Below are 24,442 nucleotides of genomic sequence, written 5' to 3' on the forward strand. Positions count from 1 at the left end.
CGTGATAGAAATGGAGAATATGAGCCTAAAATTGTTCCTAAATATCAAAGAAATGTAACAGGAATTGAAGAAAAGGTTATAGCTCTTTATGCTGCTGGAATGACTACAAGAGATATAGCTGAACAAGTTAAGAATCTTTACGATGTTGAAATATCATCTGAAATGGTATCAAATATAACAAATAGAATTATTCCTGTAGTTACAGAATGGCAAAATAGGCCGCTTGAAAAGACTTATTCATTTGTATTCATGGACGCAATACATTATAAAGTACGTGAAGATAAGCAGATTGTAGTTAAGGCAGCTTATGTTGTTTTAGGTGTGAATGCTGCATTATCAAGATAAATCATAAATACCTCCTAAAAATCAGCATATAATATCACTATATTATATTAAATGTGTAAAACAATATATGCATGTTTATAAATAATAAAAACTACAGCTATAATTATAGCTGTAGTTTTTATTATTTATTTTTCTAATTTTATAAGAGAATTTTTCATTCTTTTTTCTTTTACAAGATCTATACCTTTTTCTATAAGTCTTTGCTGAAGATCAATAGTCTTGTATTTATAACTTTGGAGCTGAAATCTTAGTTCTTTATTTTCATTTTTTAAAATATTTCTTTCATTTAAATATTCTTTGGCAGTTTCTTCCATTATTTGAAGCTGACTAACTAAGTTTTTAACTTCTTCTTCTTTTTCTTTAGAAAATTGCTCGCTTGTCATATTTTTTAATTTTAATTGAAGTTCTGCATTATATTCTTCTAAATATTTGAGTTGTTTTTTTATAGAATTTAATTCCTCTTTTAAGCTTTTTTCCTTTTCTAATAGTTTGTCTACTTTTTCTTGAAGTTCTTCATAAGCTTCATCACATTTATACATATCATCTGCGGCATTTAAAGCAGTAAGAATTGAGGCTGCAGATAAACTTAATTTAGGATTAGCTTCTAAAGTTTCTTTAAGCTTTTTATCTACATACCTAGCTACTTTATGTAAATATTCTTCATTTTCTTCTCCTCTTAAATTATATTCAACACCATTTATAACAACCGTTACAACGTTCATCGGTTCACCCTCTTAAGTTTTTTATATAATTTATCTATATTTTAACATATTTTTGACAGCTATAAAACACTAATTTGAAATTTTATGTTAAATTATATAAAATGCCTAGACTAACTTTATAATTTTTAGTAAGTCTAGGCATTTTTTTAATTATTACTTTGATAAACCAAATTTATTTTTCATATTATATTATATATTTATCTTAATTTAGCACCTAAGTTGTGTTCTAAACTTCTTAGTATTTTATCATGTACTTTATTTACTTCTTTATCAGTTAAAGTTTTATTTTCAAGTCTATAAGTAATTGAGTATGCAACACTTTTCTTGCCTTCTGGTATTTGATTGCCTTTATAAACATCAAAAAGTTTAACTCTTTCAACCATATTTGAGCCTTGTTTTTTAATTATATCTTCAATTTCCTGAACAAGTACAGAGTCATCTACTAATACTGCCAAATCTCTTGTAACAGCAGGATACTTTGGAAGAGGCTTATATTTTTTATTCATATTGCTTGATTTAATTAAAACATCTAAGTTTAATACTGCTATATAGCATCTTTCATCTATTCTATAGTTTTCGCTTACATCAGGATGAATTTCACCTAAAGTTCCTATTAAATCTTTTTTAATATACAAAGCTGCTGTCTTCCCTGGATGAAAAGTAGGATTTTCAGATTCTCTTTTAAAAGAGGCATTATCTATTCCTAATGTATCTAAAATATTTTCCACAATTCCTTTTAAATCTAAATAATCTACATTACCATACATACCTATTGTAATTATATTTTTTTCATCAGGAAGTTTATTAGAATCTTCTTTAGGGATATATACTTTACCTATTTCAAATAATTTAACTTCTTCATTATTTCTTGAATAATTTCTAGCTAAAGCTTCCATCATAGAAGGAATAGTTGTAGTTCTCATTATGCTAAAGTCTTCTCCAAGGGGATTTTTAATAACTACTGCATTTCTTAAAGTTGAGTCTTTTGGAAGTAAAATTTTATCAAAAACTTTTGGACTTATAAAAGAATAACTTATAGCTTCATTTAATCCACATCCTATAAGAGTTTCTACTATTTTATCAGTTAATTTTTGTTTTGTGTTTTTGCCTCCATGTAAAGATATACTATTCATAATAGAAACAGGTATATTGTTATAACCATATATTCTTGCAATTTCTTCAGCTACATCTTCTTTAATATTTATATCACTTCTAAAAGTTGGAACTGTTATAATTAAAGTATCATTGCTTAATACCGTTCTAAGTTCCAATCTATCAAGACATTCTTTCATTTCTTGTCCTTCAATATTTGTTCCTAAAAATTTATTAACCCAGCTTACACTTACTTCAATAACCTTTTCCTTATAAACTTTAGGATATATATCTATTGTACCTTCCATAACTTCTCCACATCCCAAAGTTTCTACTAAATTACAAGCTCTATCAAGTGCAATTTGCGCTAAATTAGGGTCTAAGTCCTTTTCAAATCTGCTTGAAGCTTCTGTTCTTAATCCAAGATTTTTAGAAGATATTCTTATATTAGTTCCATCAAAATTAGCACATTCAAATATAACTTCATTAGTATCTTCTTTTACTTCTGAATTTAGCCCTCCCATTATTCCAGCAATGCCAATTGTTTTGTTTCCATCTTTTATATTTAATACTTCTGAATTTAATGTTCTTTCTATTCCGTCTAAAGTAACAAATTTTTCTCCATCTTCTGCTCTATCAACTACTATAGTGTTAGAAGAAATTTCTCTTCTATCAAAAGCATGCATTGGCTCTCCAAGTTCTAACATTACAAAATTAGTTATATCTACTATATTATTTATTGGTCTAACTCCAGCATCTAAAAGTCTTTCCTGCATCCATGCTGGTGATGGAGCAATTTTAACATTTTTAACTCCTCTTGCCATATACCTTCTGCAAAGTGTATTATCTCTAACCTCTACCTTTAAAATATCATTAATATTTTCTTTTGATGATGCTTTGTAACTTATATCTGGAAATTTTAAAGTTTTTCCTAAAGTAGCAGCAGTTTCTCTAGCTATACCCACAATACTTAAACAATCAGGCCTATTTGAAGTTATTTCAAAATCTATAACTGATTTGTTAAGTCCTAAAACTTCTTTAATATCTTTTCCTATAGGAGTATCTTTTGGAAGTATCATAAGACCGTGAACGTGTTCCTCTCCTGCTATTCCAAGCTCTTCTTCAGAACACATCATACCATTTGAAACTACTCCTCTAAGCTTACCTTTTTTTATTTTTACTCCATTAGGTAAAGTAGAACCATGAAGGGCTACAGGTACAATATCTCCTTCTTTCATATTTTCTGCACCTGTAACTATTTGAAGTTCTTCTCCATTTCCAACATCAAGCTGACAAATAACTAATTTTTCTGCATCAGGATGAGGTTCTATTTTTAGTATTTTACCTGTAACTACATTTTGTATTTCATCTCCAGATGTTATAATTTCTTCTACTTTAGAACCAGAAAGAGTAAGTCTATCTCCTAATTCTTTAACTGATATATCAATGTCTACATAATCTTTAAGCCATTTATATGGTACTTTCATAGTTAATCCTCCTCATAGCAATATTAAATATTTCTGTATTTAGTTTTTATTTTAAATATCTATATAATTAAAACTGATTAGAAAATCTTACATCACTTTCATATAAAAGTCTTATATCATCTATTCCATATTTAAGCATTACCATTCTATCTATTCCAAACCCAAAGGCAAATCCACTATAAACTTCAGGATCTATACCGCAATTTCTCAAAACTTGTGGATGAACCATTCCACAACCTAAAATTTCTATCCATCCGCTTCCTTTACATAATTTGCATCCCTTACCTCCACACATAAAACAAGTTGCATCCATTTCTGCTGAAGGTTCTGTAAAAGGAAAATGATGTGGTCTGAATTTAGTAACTATATCTTCACCATACATTCTCTTAGCAAAAAGATCTAAAGTTCCTTTTAAATCTGCAAAAGTTATACCTTTATCTACAACAAGACCTTCCATTTGATAAAAAATTGGAGAATGTGATGCATCTACTGCATCAGAACGATAAACTTTTCCTGGTGCTATCATTTTAATTGGAGGTTTTTGGCTTTCCATAGTTCTTATTTGAAGTGGTGAAGTCTGTGTTCTTAAAACTACATTATCATTAATATAAAAAGTATCTTGTTCTCCTCTTGCTGGATGATTTTTAGGAATATTTAATGCTTCAAAATTATAATAATCTAATTCAACTTCTGGCCCTTCAACAATGGTAAATCCCATTGATAAAAATATATCCTGTATGCTCTCAAGAGTAAGTGAAATAGGATGCCTTTTACCTAAAACCCTTTTATTTCCAGGCATAGATATATCTATAACTTCTTTTTTTAACTTAAATTCTTTTTCTTTTAGTTTAATATTGTTTGAAGCTTCTTCTATATGCTTTTCTAAAGTTTCTCTAATTTCATTTGCTATTTTCCCTATTATTGGTCTTTCTTCCTTAGAAAGAGCACCCATACCTCTTAATATTTGAGTAAGCTCTCCTTTTTTACCAAGATATTTAACTTTAATATTTTCTAAAATAGCTTTATTTTCAGCTTCATTTAATTCCTTAAGAGCCATTTCTTTTATTTGTTCTAATTTTTCTCTCATATATGATCTTCTCCTCCTAAATTTATTGAATAATTAAAATTTACAATATGATACCCAACTTAATTTAATATTGCAATCTTTTAAAATAATAATACTCCCTCTATTTAGAATAAAATATAAAAAAAATCCATCCCTATAAGGGACGGATTTTTCCGCGGTACCACCCTAATTGACATAAAAATGTCCTCTTAGATAAATTTAATGGTTTTATCCACCAACAGCTACTATATTTCACTGTCAGAACTCCAAAGTGAACTTCGATGAAAAACTTTTAAAAAGGCTTTCAGTCTATGACCTTTTCTCCCTGAAAAAGTATTCTTCATCTACTCTCTTTTTCATAGTTTTTTATTTATTTATTTTTAATTTACTAAAAAATTATTATTTATATACATTAAACTTCAAAATTTAATAGGTTTATATAGTAAAATAATAATACGATTTTTACTAAAATATATTTTAGTAATTCCAAAACAGTATTTTTTCTTAAAAATAACCACTATATTTTAAAATAAATCAATAATGGACATACTGCTCATTGTATAGACAGTAGGAATTTATTTACAGTTTACTACGGTTTAATAATATTCTATATTTATATTATTTTACTAAACCATATTTAACTTAAATCTTAATCATTTATATATTATAATTTAGCTCTTATATATTGTCAACTTTTGTCTAACTGCTTCAAACATTATAATAGAAGCTGCCGCAGCAACATTTAAAGATTCAGCCCCACCTGGCATAGGAATTTTTACTTTTACATCTGCCAATTCTAAAATTTCTTTACTAACTCCAAAGCCTTCATTGCCTACAGCTATTATTATATTTTGTGTCAAATCTTCATCATATAAATTTTTTGAATCTTTTAAAGAGGTTACAATTAACTTAAATCCATTATTTTTTAGTTCTTTAAGCTTAGTAAAATTATCATCTTGAAATATAGGTATATTAAAAATAGATCCCATAGTTGATCGTAGAACTTTTTCATTATAAATGTCTACAGTTCCTTTTGTAAGTATAACTCCTAAAGCTCCAGAAGCATAGGAACTTCTAACTATATTGCCTAAATTTCCAGGATCTTGTACCTTGTCTACTAATATATAAAATCCTTTTTTAGATTCTATTTTAAAATCTTTGTTTTTTACTACAGCTGCAATGCCTTGTGGATTTTCTGTACTGCAAAGCTGTTTTAAAATATTATGGTTAACTACATATACTTTTGTAGAAGATTTTATATTATTTTTAATGCTATAAGTTTCCCATTTATCCAAAATCATTTCACTTATAAAAATTTTGGATACTTCAAAATTAGATTTTAAAGCTTCATCTACAAATCTAAATCCTTCTATTAGAAATTCTTTTTTTTCTAATCTATATTTTTTTTCTTTAAGCTTTTTAGTTTCTTTTATTAATGAATTATCCTTGCTTTCGATGATTTCCAAATATTTCACCTATCTTCCAAAGATGCTTTCAAATCTACTTAATTCTTTAGTTGAACCTATTGCTATAATAGTATCTTCTGGACTTATTAAATCATCCGCTCTTGGTGCTATATTAATTTCTCTATTTCTCTTAATTCCAATAACACTTAATCCATAATTTGCTCTTACATCTATTTCTCTTAAAGTTTTTCCATACCATTCTTCTGGTGCTACAATTTCTGCAATATTATAATCTGGTGAAAGTTCAATATAGTCTAAAATATTAGATGCAAATATATTATGTGCAACTCTAACTCCCATATCTCTTTCAACAAATACTACTCTATCAGCTCCTATTTTATATAGAAGTTTTGCATGCATTTCATCATGAGCTTTACTTATTATATATTTAACTCCAAGTTCTTTTACTATAAGAGTAGCCATTATACTTGCTTGAATATCTGAACCTATTCCTATTACAGCTACATCAAAATTACTTATTCCAAGATCTCTAAGACTTTTTTCATCAGATGTATCTACCTGTGCTGCATGAGTTACATAATCTGATATCTCTCTTACTGCATCTTCATCAGAATCTACTGCCAGTACCTCATTTCCAAGTGAATAAAGTGTTTTTGCAACTGAAGATCCAAAATTTCCAAGACCTATTACAACAAATTGTTTCTTACGCATATTTTCCTCCCAAAACTTTTAAGAATGCTGAAAATTTAAAATTTTAGTATCCTTAAATTTCATAAAATTATTATATATGATTAACCTACAGTAAGCTGTAGATTAATTTTCACTATGAAATTTATATATATTGGTCAATATTTAATAAAAAAACTTTTGTGAGATAATCATTATATAAGTTTAAATTTTAATACAACCATTTTAATAAAATAATAATTACTCTATGATAAAAGTAAACTATATTAAATTAATTAATATTATCCAACTAATATTTTATCTTCTGGATATTTGATTGTATTTTTGCTGCATTTTCTAGCTATTGCAAGAACTATAGTAAGTGGTCCAACCCTTCCGCAAAACATTGTAAATGAAATAATTGCTTTACCTATGGTTGTTAATTTAGTAGTAAGTCCTAATGTTAACCCTACAGTACCAAAAGCTGATGTAACTTCATAAATAATATACTCAAGAGATGCTCCTACTTCAGTAATTGATAAAATCATACTTACAGTTATAATTAGCCCAATTCCTATTATAGTAATTGCAAGAGCTCTATATATAATTTCTTTTCCTATTCTTCTTTTAAATATTTCTGTATCATCTCTTCCTTTTACAACTGAAATAACTGTCATAACTAAAATTCCAGCTGTCGTTGTTTTAATTCCACCTGCAGTAGAACCTGATGAACCTCCAATAAACATTAATATTACAGTAAGAAATCTTCCTGCTGGTGTCATATCACTTGTAGATATAGAATTAAATCCTGCTGTTCTAGGTGTAATAGAAGCAAATAATGAAGATAATATTTTGCCTTTAAATGACATAGGTGCAATTGTTGCAGCATTATTATGTTCAAACAAGAACATCAAAATTGCTCCACCTAATATTAAAATAGATGTTACAGTTATAACTAATTTAGAATGTAATGAAAATCTTTTTTGTTTTCTATAATTAAATATCTCATACCAAACATAAAAACCTAATCCACCACTAGCTATAAGAAAAGAAATTGTTAAAATTATCACTGCATTATCAGCATAAACAGTAAGACTTCTAAATTGACCAATTAGATCAAATCCAGCATTACAAAAAGCTGATATTGAATGAAATATACTAAAATATATACCTTTAGCTAATCCATAATCAGGGATAAATACTGTAGAAAGTAAAAGTGCTCCTACACTTTCTACAAAAAATGTAAAAATCAAAACATGTTTAGCTAGTTTAACAAGCCCTTGCAGCGAAAAAGCATTCATAGCTTCCTGCATAACAAGTCTTTCTTGAAGAGTAATCCTTTTGCCTATAACTAAAGAAATTAATGTAGCAAAGGACATAAAGCCTAATCCTCCTATTTGAATTAAGCATATAATAACAGTTTTCCCAAAATAACTCCAATAAGTTCCAGTATCTAAAGTTACAAGCCCTGTAACACATACTGCAGAAGTAGAAGTAAATAATGCATCTATAAAAGGAGTTTGATTACCTGAATTTGAAGATACAGGCAATGTCAAAAGTATAGCTCCTATTAGAATAACCAAAGCAAACCCTATTGTTAAAATTTGGACAGGTCTAAACTTTATATCCTTGTAAAAATTGATTTGCATATTAGCACCTCTTATAATAATAATGTGAATATAATTATTTATTATATTCATTTATATATGTATTTTAAATATATATGTATTTAAAATATAATATCATATATTATATGATATTATTAACCCACAATAAGCTGTAAATTAATTTATACTATACAGTTTATAATTTTCTAAATTTTTATTGCTTATATAGTGGTTAATATTTATAGTAAGTCAATATTTAATAAAAGACTTTTTATAAGATAATCATTATATTAATATATTAATAAATTTTTTAGAAGTATAGCCGAATACTTAATTTTAAATTATAAAATAAGTACCCGGCTAAAAAAATATACTATAAAATTATAAATATTAATTTCTTAATTATTGTTTATTAATAATTATCATTATACTATTAATATAAAAATTTACAACATATTTAATATAAATTTTTATATTAATTAAATAAGAAAAATTTATTATTGATTTAATGATTTTTTAGCAGTTTCAACTAATTCACTGAAAGCTTTTGGATCATTTATAGCTATTTCTGAAAGCATTTTTCTATTTATATCAATTCCTGCAAGTTTAATTCCATTCATAAATTTTGAATAAGATAATCCGTTCATTCTTGCAGCAGCATTTATTCTTGCTATCCAAAGTTTTCTAAAATCTCTCTTTTTTAATTTTCTTCCTACATATGCATTTCTAAGTGCTCTTATAACAGTTTCATTAGCTGTCTTAAATAGCTTGCTTTTTCCACCATAATATCCTTTTGCAAGCTTAAGTACTTTTTTATGATATTTACGAGCGTTCATAGCTCTTTTAACTCTTGCCATTTAAAAAAACCTCCTCCTAGTGCATTAATATTATAGATATGGTAATAATTTTTTCATTGATTTTTCTTGAGCAGCTGCTACATAATCAGTTTTTCTAAGATTTCTTTTTCTTTTAGAGCTTTTCTTTGTTAATATATGGCTCTTAAATGCTTTAGCTCTTTTAAGCTTTCCACTTCCTGTTTTCTTAAATCTTTTAGCTGCACCTCTATGTGTCTTCATTTTAGGCATAGTAAAATTCCTCCTCTCAATTATGCTCTTTTAGGAGCAAGTATCAAAATCATATTCTTTCCTTCTAATTTAGCTGGTTTCTCTATCACACTTACATCTTCAAGTTTACTTGAAAAAGAATTTAATATACTGTAACCTACATGTGAATAATCAGCTTCTCTGCCTCTAAATCTAACAGTGACTTTAACTTTATCACCATCTAGTAAAAATTTTCTAGCATTATTTGCTTTTATGTTAATATCATGTTCTTCAATAGTAGGGCTTAATCTTATTTCTTTAATGTTTATAACTTTTTGCTTTTTCTTAGCTTCTTTATCTTTTTTAGTCTGCTCATACAAAAACTTACCAAAATCCATAATCTTACAAACAGGTGGAACGGCAGTTGGAGCTATAAGAACTAAATCTAGTTCTTTTTCTTCAGCTATTTTCAAAGCTTCTTTTGTTTGAAGAATTCCCAATGGTTCTCCATTATTATCAATTACTCTTACTTCTTTTTCACGTATTTCCTCGTTTAAAAGATAATCTTTATTAATAATTTTCACCTCCAAAATATTAATATAAATTAAAAAAAGGACAGCAAAAGCCGTCCTTTAAATAGCTCAACACTAAAAGTTAACCTATTAAAACCTCTTTAGCAAAGCCTCAAGGTGAGAAACGGCTGTTTCTACTTAATTCAACATTAATAATTTTATATTTTATTTCATAATTTGTCAATAGATTTTTATGATTTTATTTTTGATTTTATATTTTTACACATATTACATTTATCACAAAATTTAACCCTATCTCCAAATACACTTGTAATAGTATCTAAAATTTCTTTGTTGCTGCAATTTTCTTTACCATGAATTATTATATTTTTAGGTGCATTTGTAATAAGTGCACTTATAAGCATATCATCAATACTTATAGCTCCAGAAAATTTATCATCACTTAAATCACTAAATAATATATCCATTATATCATTCCCAAAACCATCTTGCAAAATATAATTTTCATTGCCTTCAATTATAATGTTGATTTTTTCTATTTTACTTTCTTGAAGATCTACAAAATATTTTAAAAGTTTTATAAATTCACTATATTCTTTTTCTACCATATAATTTTCTACTACTTTATCAATTATACTTTCTAAATCATTTATAAACTCTTTCATTCTAAATCTGATAAAACCATTTATGTTGATTTCTTTATTTTCTTCAATGCAATCTGTTATCTTTTGAATTATAGAATTTTTTCTATTTCTATAAAATACCATATTTTCATTTGTTATAGGTCCTTTATTTTTTAAAGCTTTTAAGCTTAAATTTTTAATTTCTTTAATTTCATCATACTTTAAAAAGAAATAAGTATTAGTTATAAAATTATGTATTTCTTTTTTGTAAAATTCATCAATAACTAAATCATATAAAATATCAGCCATATAAAAATTAAATATTTTTGTAAGCTTAGAATCATAAGCATTCTCATCACAAAATATCTTTAAGAAGTGAGTATTGTTATCTATGCTTTCTGAAAAGCCTACTGTTATGTTTCTTTCATTAAAATATTGCTTCATTTCACTTACTTTTTCTACTATATCTTCTTTAAATTTATCATATACAACTGTTAAAAGCAGCATATTTGATACACTCCCTTCTTATACTATTATGTGTTTAAAGAAAATGTATATGCAAAATTAATTAAACAATTATCGACAAAACTAAAATTATATAAATTTTTATAAATATAATTTTATAAAAATCTAATATTAATGCTTATCAAAATAAACTCTTATTTATAATATAAACATAAAAAATAATAGCAATTTCAAAATCACTATCTATAAAAATAAAATGTATATTCTATGCTTAGAATTATTATTTTATTAAATTCTCTATTGTATATTTATAATAAATATATTAATAAAACTTTCTGTAGTTGAAATAATTTATATTTAAATTTATATTTAATTGTAATAATGTTATTATATACAGGAGTTGAATTTATTATGAAAATTATTTTTATAGATTATAGAGCAACAAAAGAGGAGAAAGAAAATTTAGGGAAATTAGGTTATAAAGTACTTACAGTTCCTCCTAACAATAATTTATATGAAGCTGTATGTGGACACCCTGATATGCTTTTACATGTATTAAATGAAAATACTATTATAGTACATAAAGATATGGATTTAAAATTTATTGATTTTCTAAAAAGTCAAAATATAAATGTTATTTTTTCAGAAAAAAGTTTAAGTAGTAATTACCCTTTAGATATAATTTTAAATGCAGTAAATTTAGATAATATTTTTATGCATAATATAAAATATACAGATAGTGTTTTACTTAAAATGATAAAACATAAAAAGATAATAAATGTTAAACAAGGTTATAGTAAATGTTCTACAGCAATTGTAAGAAATAATGCTGTAATGACAAGTGATAAAAAAATTGCAAAAAGTCTTTATGAAGAAGGAATTGATGTACTTTTATTGCCTCCTGGAGATATTTTGCTTCCCTATTTAAATTATGGATTTATAGGCGGGTGTTGTGGACTTTTAGAAGACAATATTATTGCTTTTTATGGCGATTTACACAATTATTTATATGGCAAAGATGTATTTGATTTTTTAAAAAAGCATAAAGTAGAACCTGTATTTTTAAGTAAAGGTAAACTTATAGATAGAGGAAGTATACTTACAATATAAAACAGTATTTACTATAGAAGTATTTATATTTTAAATCTTGCATTATAATATACTTGAACCATTGTAGTATACTTACAATATAAAATAAAGCAGTAACCAAAATACTAAATTATAATTTTGGTACTGCTTTATTTTTTAATATTATTATCATCTCACAAAGGTCTTTTTATTAAATATTTATCAATTATATCTAATCTCTATCAAGTACTCCAGCATGTATCATGCTATCACTTGATACATGTAAAATAAAAAGTTCTTTATGTATAGATATAATAGAAATTTAAAAATACTATAAATTGTATAGTGGAAATTAATTTACAGCTTATTATGAATTAATAATATTATATATTAAAAACTATTTTAAAGAAACAAATAAAACTAAAATTACAGCTATAGATTATAGATTAATCATATTTATATATTAAAAAACTATATATAAATTAAAAAACTATATATAAATTAAAAAACTATATATAAATTAAAAAACTATATATTAAAATTTGTATATTAAAATATTAAAAAGCTGTTTTAAGATAAATCTTAAAACAGCTTTTGGAGGCGCCACCCAGATTTGAACTGGGGAATAAAGGTTTTGCAGACCTCTGCCTTACCACTTGGCTATAGCGCCATACTGGAGCGGAAGACGGGATTCGAACCCGCAACTTTCACCTTGGCAAGGTGACACTCTACCATTGAGTCACTCCCGCAAAATGGTGGCCAGACCAGGAATCGAACCAGGGACACGAGGATTTTCAGTCCTCTGCTCTACCGACTGAGCTATCTGGCCTTAATATTATTAAATAAATGGCGACCCAGAAGGGGCTCGAACCCTCGACCTCCGGCGTGACAGGCCGGCACTCTAACCAACTGAGCCACTGGGCCATAGTGGTGGGCACAACAGGGCTCGAACCTGTGACCCTCTGCTTGTAAGGCAGATACTCTCCCAGCTGAGCTATGCGCCCACTAATTATCACTTAAGACAATTAAAATTATATAATGTTAAAGTTGAATTGTCAATATGTTTTTTATTCAAAAGGCATTTTGTGATTGATTTATGATAATGTCTTCATTATATCGTAATTTATGTTGATAACTGGACAAAAATAATTAAAAAAGCACCAATAAAACTGGTGCTAATATTATAAAAATTTTGAAACATTTTTTAAAATGGTTGATATATGTTTTTATTTAAAAGACATTTTTGCTTGCTTTTATAAATATTACTTGCTTTTGTAAATATATTTTATGTAGAAAATTTTTAAATTTATCTATATAAAATATAATAATAAATATATAGATAAATAAATATATTTATATTTATATTTATTATTACATAGTTGCTTTTTTTAAAATCTCACCTATTTCTTTATTTGTAAATATATAAGAGGTATTACAGAAATGACATTTTACTTCTTCATCTTTGCCTTCGTTGTATATTTCTTCTAAATCTTTTTTCCCTATGCTTATAAGTGCTTTTTCTACTCTATCTCTTGAACAATCACATTTAAACTCTGGCTTAATACTATCTAATATATTTAAATTCATATCTTCAAATATAAAATTTAATATATCTTCAATAGTCATTCCTTTTTTAATAAGTTCAGTTATAGAAGGTATATCCTGAAGCCTATAAGTTATTAAATCTGCTGTAAGTTCATCAGCACCAGGCATCATCTGTATTATAAATCCTCCTGCAGCTTCTATACTTAAATCAGTTCCAACTAATACTCCAAGTCCTACTGCTGATGGAGTTTGTTCGGAAACAGTAAAATAATAAGCTAAATCGTCTCCTATTTCACCTGTATATATAGGAACTTGACCTACATAAGGCTCTTTCAATCCCATATCTCTTATAACAAGTAAGTTCCCATTTTTACCTATTGCTCCTCCAACATCTAATTTCCCTTTACTGTTTGCAGGAAGTTCTACAGATGGATTCCCAATATATCCTTTTACCTTTCCATTAGGATAAGCTGTTACTACAACTCCTTCTGCTTTTCCTCCTCCAGAAATTTGTATAGTTAAAGTTTCTTTTTCAGATTTTAACATAGCTCCCATAAGGCTCCCTGCTGTAAGCATTCTTCCTAAGGCTGCAGCTGCTGTAGCAGAACAATTATGTATTTTAGAAGCTTTATCTACAAGTTCTGTAGTTATAGCTCCAAATATTCTTATATTTCCATTTTGAGCTGTTGCTCTTACTAATTTATCAGCCATTTTTACCTCCTTACAAATAACAAATCGTAAAATAATTTTTACGATAATTATAAAAAATTTATCACAAATTTGTTTTCAAATATATTATTGTATATTATTGTTTATAAACTGCTTTAATTTTTTTTAAGTACATATACTATTCTTTCACATTCATCATCTATAGGAAGATTTTCATAATTATTTAATTTTTCAACAATTTTAAATCCTATATTTTTTAATAAATTATCTAAATAGTTTGTTGTATATGCTTTTTCTATATGTTCTTCATCAAATCTTTTATACAAATTATCTTCTTTTATAAAAAAAATTAAATTCATTTGAACTATATCATTTTCAGTAAAGTTATCCCATATATATACTACATTATCATTGTCAAAAGTAAAAGTATTATTTCCTAATATATTAATGAGTTTATAGTAAGAGTTAATATCAAAAATAAATATTCCATTGTTTTTCAAGTGATTATAAACTGAATTAAAATAAGCATTTAAGTCATTTTCTTCAATAATATAATTTGTAGAATCAAGACAGCAGGTTATAAGATCAAATTTACGATTTAAATTTAATTTTGATATATCCTGACATATAAATTTTGCTTTTATTTTTAAAGCTCTTAATTTTTCTTCTGCTTTTGTAAGCATTTGACTTGATAGATCTACAGCCCATGTATTTTTAAAATATCTAGATAATTCTAAAGTCATGTTTCCTGTACCACAAGCTAAATCAAGATAATCATTTCTTTCTAAATTTAATTTTTCACATATTTCTAAAATCTTGTCTGCCCATTTTTTATAATCTATATCTGAATTTATCAATTCATCATAAATATATGCAAACTCTTCATATTGACTCATTAAAATTTCTTCCTTTCTAAGCACAATTATGCTCAAAGTAAATAATATATATTTCTGCTGTATAAGTCAATATTATTTTTTTATATCCTCATATTTAAAATCTATATATCCATCATTCATAATAATTTCTTTATTTTTAGGAAGATTTAATTCTTTTTTCCTTTTTGTCATTATACCTCCTATACGTCCAGTTTCTTCTGCTGTCAAAGAACTCCATCCATATTTATCTACTTTATCACTTAAGCCTAGTTCTTCTGCTATTTCATATTTTATTGTCTCTCTAAGTTTTTCCATTTCAGTTAGTTCTCTATTAGACTTTAATTTTGCTTTAATAACTTTTTTAAGTGGTGTTTTACCCATAAATTTTATACCCCCTATTATATACTATATTTTTTATTTTTAACTTAGGGGATTATATTTATTCATATATAAAAATTTTAATCATTTTATTATTTTTTATGAATATATTATATAATTAATTATATTTTGTTGAGAATATTTCAAACAGTGTAAAGGAAATTTTTTAATGAATATATTATATAATTAACTCACAATAAGCTGTAAATTAATTTCCACTATACAATTTATACTGTTTCTAAATTTCTATTATATATAGTGATCAATATTTAATAAAAAGATTTTTTGTGAGATAATCACTATATTTAGATAATCACTATATTTAGATAATCATTATATTTATATCTATAAAAAATTTTTTATACTCTAATATATTTAGTATACTATACATATTATTTACAATAAAAAAAGATGGAGAAATTCCCCATCTAGAAAAGATGACAAGCTACAAAGTGATCTTTTTCAATTTCCTTAAATTCTGGTCTTTTTTCATGACAAATAGGTTTAGCATACTTACATCTAGCTGCAAATCTGCATCCTGGTTTTGGATTTATTGGACTTGGCACTTCTCCTTCAATAACAATTCTTTGCCTTTTCCTTTCTGTTTCAGGATCAGGAATAGGAATAGCTGATAAAAGTGCTTGAGTATAAGGGTGCAAAGGCTTATCATACAAAACATTACTACCTGCAAGTTCTACCATAGTACCTAAATACATAACTCCAACTCTGTCAGATATATGCTTAACCATAGAAAGATCATGGGCAATAAATAAATAAGTAAGTCCTAGCTCCTTTTGAAGATTAATAAGCAAATTTACAATTTGTGCTTGTATAGATACATCAAGAGCTGAAATAGGCTCATCGCATACAATAAACTCAGGTTCTATAGCAAGAGCTCTTGCTATACCTATTCTTTGTCTTTGACCTCCTGAAAATTCATGTGGAAATCTAGAGGCATGCTCTTTATTTAACCCTACAAGCTCTAAAAGTTTATATATTCTGTTAGTTCTTTCTTTTCCAGTATATAAGTTGTGTATGTCAATTCCTTCGCCAATAATATCTCCTACAGTCATTCTCGGATTTAATGAAGCATATGGATCTTGAAATATTATTTGTGCCCTTCTTGTAAATTTTTTCTTTTCTTTATGATTTAATTTATGAATATCTACACCATCAAATAATACTTTACCATCAGTTGCTTCATATAATCCCATTACAGTTCTGCCGCAAGTTGTTTTACCACAACCTGATTCTCCAACCAAACCTAATGTTTCACCTTTTTTTATATTAAAACTTACATCATCTACTGCTTTTAATACAGCATCTTTACCAACTTTAAAGTATTTTTTTAAATTTTTAACCTCAATTAGATTTTGTTCTGCCATTATTTTGCACCTCCTAATTCTTTAGGCATTTCTACTTTTGGTGCTAATGAATGTTTTAGCCAGCAAGAAACTTCATGGCTATCAGAAAGTTTTGTAACTTCTGGCATAGCTTCTCTACATATAGGCATTGCATATTCGCATCTTGATGCAAAAGGGCATCCTACTGGTGGCTTTATTAAATCCGGAGGAGTTCCTTTAATGGAATATAACTCTTTTTTATGTCCAGTGTCTAACCTTGGCACTGATTGAAGTAATGCCCAAGTATACGGATGCTGAGGTTTATAGAATATTTCATCTGTAGTTCCTCTTTCTATTATTTGACCTGCATACATAACTTGAATTCTATGTGCAACATCAGCAACTACTCCAAGGTCATGAGTTATAAGTATAACTGCAGTTCCAAGTTTAGCCTGAAGATCTGCAATAAGTTCCATTATTTGAGCTTGAATTGTTACATCAAGTGCTGTTGTTGGTTCATCAGCTATAAGTATTTTAGGATTGCATGCAAGTGCTATAGCAATCATAGCTCTTTGTCTCATACCGCCCGAAAATTCGTGAGGATATTGTTTTGCCCTTTTTTCTGCATTAGGTATATTAACAAGTTTAAGCATTTTAATTGCTTCACCCATAGCTTCATGTTTATTCATACCTCTATGAATTATTAAACTTTCTGCTATTTGCTTGCCAACTGTCATTGTTGGATTTAGAGATGTCATAGGATCTTGAAAAATCATACTTATCTCTGCGCCTCTTATATTTCTTAATTCTTTTTCAGGTAAATCCACCAAGTTTTTGCCATTAAATATTATTTCCGAACCTTTTTTTATTTCTCCTGGAGGGGTTTGTATAAGCCTCATTATAGATTTAGCTGTAACTGATTTACCACAACCAGACTCACCTACTACTGCTAAAGTCTCTCCTTTATTTAAGTAAAAATCTACACCTCTTACAGATTGAACTTCACCAGCGTAAGTATGATATGAAACTTTCAAATTTTTAACTTCTAATATTTTTTCCATTGCTATTTCCCCCCTATTGACGTAATTTTGGATCTAATGCATCTCTTAATCCATCGCCTAACAAGTTAAATGAAAGCATAGTTAAACTGATAAATAGTGCCGGGAAAAATAACTGATAAGGATAAAACTTCATATTTTGTTGTCCTGATTGAGCTAAAGCACCCCAACTTGTATTTGGAGATTTTACTCCTAAGCCTATATAGCTTAAAAAAGCTTCACCAAATATAAAAGATGGTATATCAAAAGTTATAGCTACAATCATAACTCCAATTGTGTTTGGAATTAAATGCTTTAAAATAATTCTATTTGAATTGGCACCAAGGGCTTGTGCTGCCAATACATATTCTTGTTCTTTTATTTGAAGAATTTGTCCTCTAACTAATCTTGCCATACCTACCCATCCAGTAATAGTCATTGCTATTATAAGTGGAAGAATGGCTCCTTTAATCTGAAGTTCTGAAAAAAGTATTGAAATAAGAATAACTACTATTAAGTAAGGAATACTACTTAATATTTCAACAATTCTCATCATTATATCATCAACAATACCACCGAAATAACCTGATATACCACCATATATAACTCCAACAAAAGTATCAATTATAGCTCCAAAAAAAGCTATAATTATAGATATTCTTCCACCTTTTGTTACTCTTGCAAAAAGATCACGTCCTAACATATCTGTACCAAACCAATGTACTTTATTAGGGCTTTGATTAATGTTAGAGGTATCCATAGCTTCAAATGAAAATTTAGTAATCATAGGTCCAAAAATGGTAATAAATATTATTAAAACCAGTATAATTAATGAAGCTATGGCAACTTTATTTTGCTTAAGTCTTCTCCAAGCGTCTTGCCAGTAAGTTATATTTGGTCTTAGAATTTCGTCAGCATTAGAATTTTCGCAACCAATAATTTGAAATTTTTCTTTACTTAATTCTGACATAATTCGCTCCTCCTATTTCTTTTCACCTGATATTCTTATTCTTGGATCTATTAGTCCGTATACAATATCAACAATAACTAATGAGAATATATAAAGTGCTGCAACAAAAATGGTTTGTCCCATTATCATAGTAAAATCTCTATCCGTTACACTGTTTACAAAGTAGGAGCCTAATCCTGGTATAGAAAATATTGTTTCTATTACAAAAGACCCAGTTAATACTCCAGCTATTTGAGGTCCTAATAATGTTATAGCTGGCAAAATAGCATTTCTTATAATATGTTTCCATGTTAATGAAATTTTTGATACGCCTTTAGCTTTTGCTGTTAATATATAATCCTGTCCTATTACATCTAAAGCATTAGCTCTCATATATCTAGCATAAGTAGCAATTGAACTAAAACTCATAGCAATAGAAGGCAGTATTGTATATTTAAAAGAACCATATCCTGTTGTAGGAAGTAATTTAAATTTAACAGTAAATGTGTATTGAAGAAGAGCCGCAACTACAAAGCTTGGTATAGAAACTCCAAGAAGTGCAATAAAAATAACTAAATAATCAGGCCATCTTCCTCTATTGAAAGCAGCTATAATTCCTAAAATACACCCTAACAAAAATCCTAATACTATAGATTGAATACCTATTCTTGCTGACTTAGGAGCATGTTCTTTTATAACATCGCTAACGTTTCTTCCTGCATATACCATAGATTCTCCTAAATCACCTTTTGCAACATTTTTAATATAAGTTAAATATTGTTCTGGAACTGATTTATCTAAACCATATTTAGCTCTAAAGTTTATTCTAGCCTGTTCTGGAAGTTTTTTTTGTCCAGTTGTCAGAGGATCTCCAGGCATTATATGCATAAGCATAAAGGTTATTGTTATTATTATAAATAATGTTACAAACATATATCCTATACGCTTTGCTATGAACTTTAGCATATTCATCCCTCCACAAAATAAAATTTGTTGCCGCAGGATTATATCCCACAGCAACTTTAATACAATATTTTTTATTTTCCTCTGCCTTGAGTATAAGCATACTTAACTTCATATAATTGACCAAAATTTACAAGCATAAGATTTTTTACATAATTAGCTTCAAATATGTTGTATTTTCTGTAATTTACAGGAGAAGCTACAGCTTCATCAACTAAAAGAAGTTGTTCTGCTTGTTTAAATAATTCTGTTCTTTCAGCATCATCTTTAGCAGTTCTAGTTTTGTTTATAAGTTCATCATATTTAGCATTCTTCCAACCATTATTCATCTGTCCAGCGTTGCTAAGCCACATATCCATAAATGTCATTGGATCATTATAGTCAGCACCCCAAGCTAAACCTGCAAGCTGATATTCACCACTGTCAAGTCTTTTCATAAATTGGTTCCATTCCATATATTCTGGTTCTATTTTAACTCCTAGAGCATTTTGATATGCCTGTTGATAATATTCAGCAATTTCTTTTGTTTCAGCATCTGTTCCAGAGTTAATCATCTTTATAGTTATTTTAGATGGATCTTCAGGAAGTCCTAATTCCTTTAGTCCTTCTACAAGTAAAGCTTTAGGGTCTTTATATTTATCATAAGCAGCTTTTAATGGTTCAACCCCTGCAGCTTTTCTATATTCTTGATCTCCTATAAGAATTTCAAATGGTACCCATCCTAGTGCTGGTGAACCAAGTCCTTTGTAAATTGTTTTTACTATATCTTCTCTATTTAATGCTAATGAGAAAGCAAGTCTTACCTTAGGACTATTAAATGGGTTTACCTGACCATCAATTTTTGGTATTGTATTATAAGTCTGATAAACTACAGATCCATCATATCCTGTTAAATTAGTATATTTACCTGCTTTATTAAATTGATCTACATACTCTGGTTTTCTAACTCCTACAGCATCTATAGAACCATTTTCAAGTTCATTCATTCTTGCTGTTTCATCTTTTATAATTTTAAAATTAACTTTATCTAATTTAACATTGTCTTTATCCCAGTATTTTTCATTTTTTTCAAGAACTACATCACTTTGATGTGTCCAACTTGCAATTTTAAATGGTCCGTTTACAGGAAGAGTTTCTGCTTCTGTACCATATTTATCTCCATATTTTTCAACTATATCCTGTCTTTGAGGTAAAAATGTTTTAAATGAAGTTAATTGTAAGAAATATGGTACTGGCTGTTTTAATGTAAATTCAAGAGTATTATCATCTATTGCTTTTACTCCAACATCTTCTTTCTTACCTTTTCCTGAATTATATTCCTCTGCCCCTTTAATTGGGAATAAAAAGTATGCATACTGTGCTGCTGTATTAGGATCAAGTGTTCTTAAAATGCTGTAAACATAATCATTTGCTGTAACCTTTTTACCATCATACCATTCATAATCTCTAAGAGTAAATGTCCATTTTAAGCCATCTTCAGATGTTTTCCATTCTTTTGCTCCAGCTGGTGCAATGATTTCCTTACCATCTTTGTCTTTTTCAAGCCTTGTTAAACCTTCTGTTATTTCAATAAGTATTTGAGATGAATAAAGATCTGTTGCTTTTGACAAATCCATTGTTTTAGGTTCTGCCTTTAAAGTTAAATTTAAATACTGCTCCTTATCCATTTCTCCTGATGCAGCTTGATTATCAGTTCCTGCTTGAGGTGTTTTACTACCACAACCTGCAAACAAAGATGCAGTAAGAACTGTAGCAGCCATAACTGCGGCTAACATTTTTTTGCTTTTCATTTTATTTCCCCCTTTTAATTTATATATATATTTATATATGATATGTATTTCTACTTATCATATTATTTCATATAATAAGTATTTCTAATTATCATATTAACTATTCATGATAATTTTAATAATTATGAAATTATTAAAATATAAATGTTTAAGCTATGAAAATTCATAAATTTTTATGTCTTATTTTTTCATTTTTACATACTACCATACATTTTATATGTTGTCAACATTTGAATTTTCATGGTTTTATTACAGCAAAGTTATAAAAATCTGTTTGAAATTTTCTAATAATTGAATTAAAATTTTCTTATCTAAGCATCAATTGAATAATAAAAATTTAAATTTATTCATAGATATCATTATTTAAAATTTAATGTTAACATCTAACAAAATAATAATATTTATAATAATCTTTCTTGCTCTAAAAAATAAAATATATTTTTGTTTATATTTTATATATCTAATTCATCTTATTTATTATAAACTAAAAGTAAAAATATATAAAATAATTTAAAAATTATAGCACTTTAAAAAATTTTTCTAATATCATAATAATAATAGAAAGGAAATAATACTTTTATTATAATAAAAAATAAATAATAATTCTACTAAAATTTTATTTTAATTACAATTTTACAATTTAACATACAAAAGTATATATTTTTTTACATATAGATTATATAATATACTTATTATATATATTTTATAGTTTTTAGGAGGTATAAAACATGAAATTTAATGTAGCAATTGTTGGTTGCACAGGTATGGTTGGAAGAAAATTTATAGAAATATTAGAAGAAAGGGATTTTCCAATAGACAATTTATATCTTTTTGCTTCAAAACGTTCTGCTGGTACTTCTATTTCATTTAAAGATGAAAATATAATAGTAGAGGAACTAAAAGAAGATAATATAAAAAATAAATCTATTGATTTTGCTCTTTTCTCTGCTGGAGGAGATGTAAGTCTTGAATATGCACCTATATTTGCTAAATATAACGCCATTGTAATAGATAATAGTAGTGCTTGGAGAATGAATAAAGACGTTCCTTTAGTAGTTCCAGAGGTTAATCCTGAAGATATTAAATTAAATAAAGGTATAATAGCAAATCCTAATTGCTCAACAATACAAGCTGTAGTAGCTTTAAAACCTTTATATGATAAATATGGAATAAAAAGAATTATTTATTCTACTTATCAAGCAGTATCCGGTGCAGGTATGGGAGGATATAATGATTTAAAAGAAGGAATTAATGGTAAAGCACCAAAAAAATTCCCTTATCCAATAGCTAATAATGTTATTCCTCATATAGATACTTTTACAGAAAATGGATATACTAAAGAGGAACTTAAAATGATAAATGAAACTATAAAAATTATGCACGATGACAGTTTAAAAATAACTGCTACTACTGTAAGAGTTCCTGTTTATTACGGCCATAGTGAAAGTATTAATGTAGAATTAAAAAATGAATTTAACATAGAAGATATATTTAATCTTTATAAAAACTCTAAAGGTATTGTTTTAAAAGATGATGTTAATAATTTAGTTTATCCTATGCCATTAGAGGCAGAAGGACATGATGAAGTTTATGTGGGAAGAATAAGGAGAGATTTTAGTGTGGATAATGGTTTGAATTTATGGGTTGTTGCAGATAACATAAGGAAAGGTGCTGCACTAAACGCAATTCAGATTGCAGAATATATAATAAATGAAAGGAAAAAATCATAATCAACTGTGATTTTTTATAAATAATTAAGAAGGAGGCTAATTATATGAGTATTTTTAAAGGCAGTGGCGTAGCTATAGTTACACCTTTTAATGAATCTGGAGTTGATTTTAAAAAATTAGAAGAACTCTTAAATTGGCATGTAGAAAACGGCACTGACGCTATTATTGTATGTGGTACTACCGGTGAAGCTTCAACAATGACTGAAGCTGAAAAAAAAGAAACAATTAAATTTACTGTAGATGTAATAAAAAAGAGAATACCTGTAATAGCAGGAACTGGTACAAATAATACAAAAGCTTCTGTTTCCATGAGTAAATTTGCTGAAAGTGTTGGTGTAGACGGACTTTTAGTAATAACTCCTTATTATAACAAAACTACTCAAAAAGGACTTATTGAGCATTTTAAAGCTATATCTGAAAGTGTAAATCTTCCTATTATATTATATAATGTTCCATCAAGAACAGGCATGAATCTTGAACCTAAAACACTTAAAGCTCTTTGTGAATTTGAAAATATTAAAGCTATAAAAGAAGCTAGCGGAAATATAAGCCAAGTTGCTAAAATTAAAGCTCTTTGTGGTGATAGAATAGATATATATTCTGGAAATGATGATCAAGTAATTCCTATTATGTCCTTAGGAGGATTAGGGGTAATTTCAGTACTTGCTAATATTATACCTAAAGATATTCATGATATGTGCAAACTTTTCTTTGAAGGAAAATATGAAGATGCATTAAAAATACAGCTTAATACTTTAGCTTTAAGTGATGCTGTATTTATAGAAACAAATCCTATACCAATAAAAACTGCCATGAACCTTATGGGAATGAATGTAGGAAATTTAAGACTTCCTCTTTGTGAAATGTCTCCTGCTAATTTAGAAATTTTAAAGAAAGAACTTGTATCTTATGGATTAAAATTATCCCAATAAAAATATTTTAAATTATTACTTATACATGTACTACAAATAATAAAAAATTTATATTAAATATATGTATAAGTTAGTTTTAAATAAAAA

21 protein-coding genes, 5 tRNA genes, 1 pseudogene and 2 other annotated features are annotated in these 24,442 nt (G+C 27.3%); of the genes and pseudogenes, 4 read left to right on the plus strand and 23 right to left on the minus strand.

Features of this window, described 5'->3' with window-relative positions:
* Positions 1–324: pseudogene (locus tag B5D11_RS07085) on the plus strand (transposase); the annotation flags it as partial.
* A 146-nt stretch (positions 325–470) separates the two neighbouring features.
* On the opposite strand, the gene zapA reads toward B5D11_RS07085, so the two are convergent.
* The 10 genes from zapA to ytxC form a co-directional block, all read right to left on the minus strand.
* Complete coding sequence (gene zapA, locus B5D11_RS07090) at positions 471–1,067, minus strand: cell division protein ZapA (RefSeq protein ID WP_078682356.1); 597 nt, start codon at positions 1,065–1,067, stop codon at positions 471–473.
* A gap of 197 nt (positions 1,068–1,264) precedes the next feature.
* Positions 1,265–3,646 (minus strand): phenylalanine--tRNA ligase subunit beta, encoded by a 2,382-nt coding sequence (pheT, locus tag B5D11_RS07095; RefSeq protein WP_078682357.1) that lies wholly within the window; start codon positions 3,644–3,646, stop codon positions 1,265–1,267.
* A 67-nt stretch (positions 3,647–3,713) separates the two neighbouring features.
* Positions 3,714–4,733: a phenylalanine--tRNA ligase subunit alpha gene (gene pheS / locus B5D11_RS07100; protein ID WP_078682358.1), complete on the minus strand. Its 1,020-nt coding sequence runs from the start codon at positions 4,731–4,733 to the stop codon at positions 3,714–3,716.
* A gap of 135 nt (positions 4,734–4,868) precedes the next feature.
* Positions 4,869–5,081: a binding site (T-box leader), on the minus strand.
* Between the two features lie 302 nt (positions 5,082–5,383).
* Positions 5,384–6,172 (minus strand): TrmH family RNA methyltransferase, encoded by a 789-nt coding sequence (locus B5D11_RS07105; protein ID WP_180376977.1) that lies wholly within the window; start codon positions 6,170–6,172, stop codon positions 5,384–5,386.
* 15 nt (positions 6,173–6,187) lie between these two features.
* Positions 6,188–6,850 carry a potassium channel family protein gene (locus B5D11_RS07110; RefSeq protein ID WP_078682360.1) on the minus strand — a complete coding sequence of 221 codons (663 nt, stop codon included), beginning with the start codon at positions 6,848–6,850 and terminating at the stop codon, positions 6,188–6,190.
* Between the two features lie 257 nt (positions 6,851–7,107).
* The gene (locus B5D11_RS07115; protein ID WP_078682361.1) at positions 7,108–8,454 is read right to left on the minus strand and encodes a TrkH family potassium uptake protein; all 1,347 of its coding nucleotides are present in this window, start codon (positions 8,452–8,454) and stop codon (positions 7,108–7,110) included.
* A 455-nt stretch (positions 8,455–8,909) separates the two neighbouring features.
* Complete coding sequence (gene rplT, locus B5D11_RS07120; RefSeq protein ID WP_078682362.1) at positions 8,910–9,269, minus strand: 50S ribosomal protein L20; 360 nt, start codon at positions 9,267–9,269, stop codon at positions 8,910–8,912.
* Between the two features lie 30 nt (positions 9,270–9,299).
* Positions 9,300–9,497 (minus strand): 50S ribosomal protein L35, encoded by a 198-nt coding sequence (gene rpmI, locus B5D11_RS07125; protein WP_078682363.1) that lies wholly within the window; start codon positions 9,495–9,497, stop codon positions 9,300–9,302.
* A 20-nt stretch (positions 9,498–9,517) separates the two neighbouring features.
* Positions 9,518–10,039: a translation initiation factor IF-3 gene (gene infC, locus B5D11_RS07130; RefSeq protein WP_078682364.1), complete on the minus strand. Its 522-nt coding sequence runs from the start codon at positions 10,037–10,039 to the stop codon at positions 9,518–9,520.
* Between the two features lie 17 nt (positions 10,040–10,056).
* Positions 10,057–10,173, minus strand: a sequence feature (ribosomal protein L20 leader region).
* A gap of 45 nt (positions 10,174–10,218) precedes the next feature.
* The gene (ytxC, locus tag B5D11_RS07135; protein ID WP_078682365.1) at positions 10,219–11,118 is read right to left on the minus strand and encodes a putative sporulation protein YtxC; all 900 of its coding nucleotides are present in this window, start codon (positions 11,116–11,118) and stop codon (positions 10,219–10,221) included.
* 369 nt (positions 11,119–11,487) lie between these two features.
* Here ytxC and B5D11_RS07140 point away from each other — a divergent pair, with 369 nt between their 5' ends.
* On the plus strand, positions 11,488–12,186 hold the full coding sequence (locus B5D11_RS07140) for a DUF6873 family GME fold protein (protein ID WP_078682366.1): 699 nt from the start codon (positions 11,488–11,490) through the stop codon (positions 12,184–12,186).
* 553 nt (positions 12,187–12,739) lie between these two features.
* On the opposite strand, the gene B5D11_RS07145 is transcribed toward B5D11_RS07140, so the two are convergent.
* The 13 genes from B5D11_RS07145 to B5D11_RS07205 form a co-directional block, all read right to left on the minus strand.
* A tRNA-Cys gene (locus B5D11_RS07145) sits at positions 12,740–12,814 on the minus strand.
* Positions 12,815–12,818: 4 nt separating this feature from the next.
* Positions 12,819–12,893: transfer RNA gene (locus B5D11_RS07150), tRNA-Gly, on the minus strand.
* Between the two features lie 4 nt (positions 12,894–12,897).
* A tRNA-Phe gene (locus B5D11_RS07155) sits at positions 12,898–12,973 on the minus strand.
* Between the two features lie 18 nt (positions 12,974–12,991).
* Positions 12,992–13,068 (minus strand) — tRNA-Asp (locus B5D11_RS07160).
* Positions 13,069–13,072: 4 nt separating this feature from the next.
* Positions 13,073–13,148: transfer RNA gene (locus tag B5D11_RS07165), tRNA-Val, on the minus strand.
* A gap of 367 nt (positions 13,149–13,515) precedes the next feature.
* Positions 13,516–14,400: an Hsp33 family molecular chaperone HslO gene (gene hslO / locus B5D11_RS07170; RefSeq protein ID WP_078682367.1), complete on the minus strand. Its 885-nt coding sequence runs from the start codon at positions 14,398–14,400 to the stop codon at positions 13,516–13,518.
* A 113-nt stretch (positions 14,401–14,513) separates the two neighbouring features.
* The gene (locus B5D11_RS07175) at positions 14,514–15,254 is read right to left on the minus strand and encodes a class I SAM-dependent DNA methyltransferase (protein ID WP_078682368.1); all 741 of its coding nucleotides are present in this window, start codon (positions 15,252–15,254) and stop codon (positions 14,514–14,516) included.
* Positions 15,255–15,326: 72 nt separating this feature from the next.
* On the minus strand, positions 15,327–15,614 hold the full coding sequence (locus tag B5D11_RS07180) for a small, acid-soluble spore protein, alpha/beta type (RefSeq protein WP_078682369.1): 288 nt from the start codon (positions 15,612–15,614) through the stop codon (positions 15,327–15,329).
* Between the two features lie 425 nt (positions 15,615–16,039).
* Positions 16,040–16,996 carry an ABC transporter ATP-binding protein gene (locus tag B5D11_RS07185; RefSeq protein WP_078682370.1) on the minus strand — a complete coding sequence of 319 codons (957 nt, stop codon included), beginning with the start codon at positions 16,994–16,996 and terminating at the stop codon, positions 16,040–16,042.
* Positions 16,996–18,015, minus strand: a complete 1,020-nt coding sequence (locus B5D11_RS07190) for an ABC transporter ATP-binding protein (protein WP_078682371.1) — start codon at positions 18,013–18,015, stop codon at positions 16,996–16,998. Before B5D11_RS07190 ends, B5D11_RS07185 begins: the two co-directional genes overlap by 1 nt.
* A 13-nt stretch (positions 18,016–18,028) precedes the next feature.
* On the minus strand, positions 18,029–18,961 hold the full coding sequence (locus B5D11_RS07195; protein WP_078682372.1) for an ABC transporter permease: 933 nt from the start codon (positions 18,959–18,961) through the stop codon (positions 18,029–18,031).
* 12 nt (positions 18,962–18,973) lie between these two features.
* Positions 18,974–19,906, minus strand: coding sequence for an ABC transporter permease (locus tag B5D11_RS07200; RefSeq protein WP_078682373.1), 933 nt, complete (start codon positions 19,904–19,906; stop codon positions 18,974–18,976).
* 71 nt (positions 19,907–19,977) lie between these two features.
* Positions 19,978–21,693 (minus strand): peptide ABC transporter substrate-binding protein, encoded by a 1,716-nt coding sequence (locus tag B5D11_RS07205; RefSeq protein ID WP_078682374.1) that lies wholly within the window; start codon positions 21,691–21,693, stop codon positions 19,978–19,980.
* A gap of 728 nt (positions 21,694–22,421) precedes the next feature.
* Here B5D11_RS07205 and B5D11_RS07210 point away from each other — a divergent pair.
* Together B5D11_RS07210 and dapA are read left to right on the plus strand one after the other, a co-directional pair.
* Positions 22,422–23,423, plus strand: coding sequence for an aspartate-semialdehyde dehydrogenase (locus B5D11_RS07210; protein WP_078682375.1), 1,002 nt, complete (start codon positions 22,422–22,424; stop codon positions 23,421–23,423).
* A gap of 44 nt (positions 23,424–23,467) precedes the next feature.
* Complete coding sequence (gene dapA, locus B5D11_RS07215; protein ID WP_078682376.1) at positions 23,468–24,355, plus strand: 4-hydroxy-tetrahydrodipicolinate synthase; 888 nt, start codon at positions 23,468–23,470, stop codon at positions 24,353–24,355.
* Positions 24,356–24,442: the final 87 nt, after the last annotated feature.

The organism is Clostridium sp. USBA 49, assembly GCF_900167505.1.
GTDB classification, from domain to species: Bacteria; Bacillota; Clostridia; order Clostridiales; family Clostridiaceae; genus Clostridium_AT; species Clostridium_AT prolinivorans.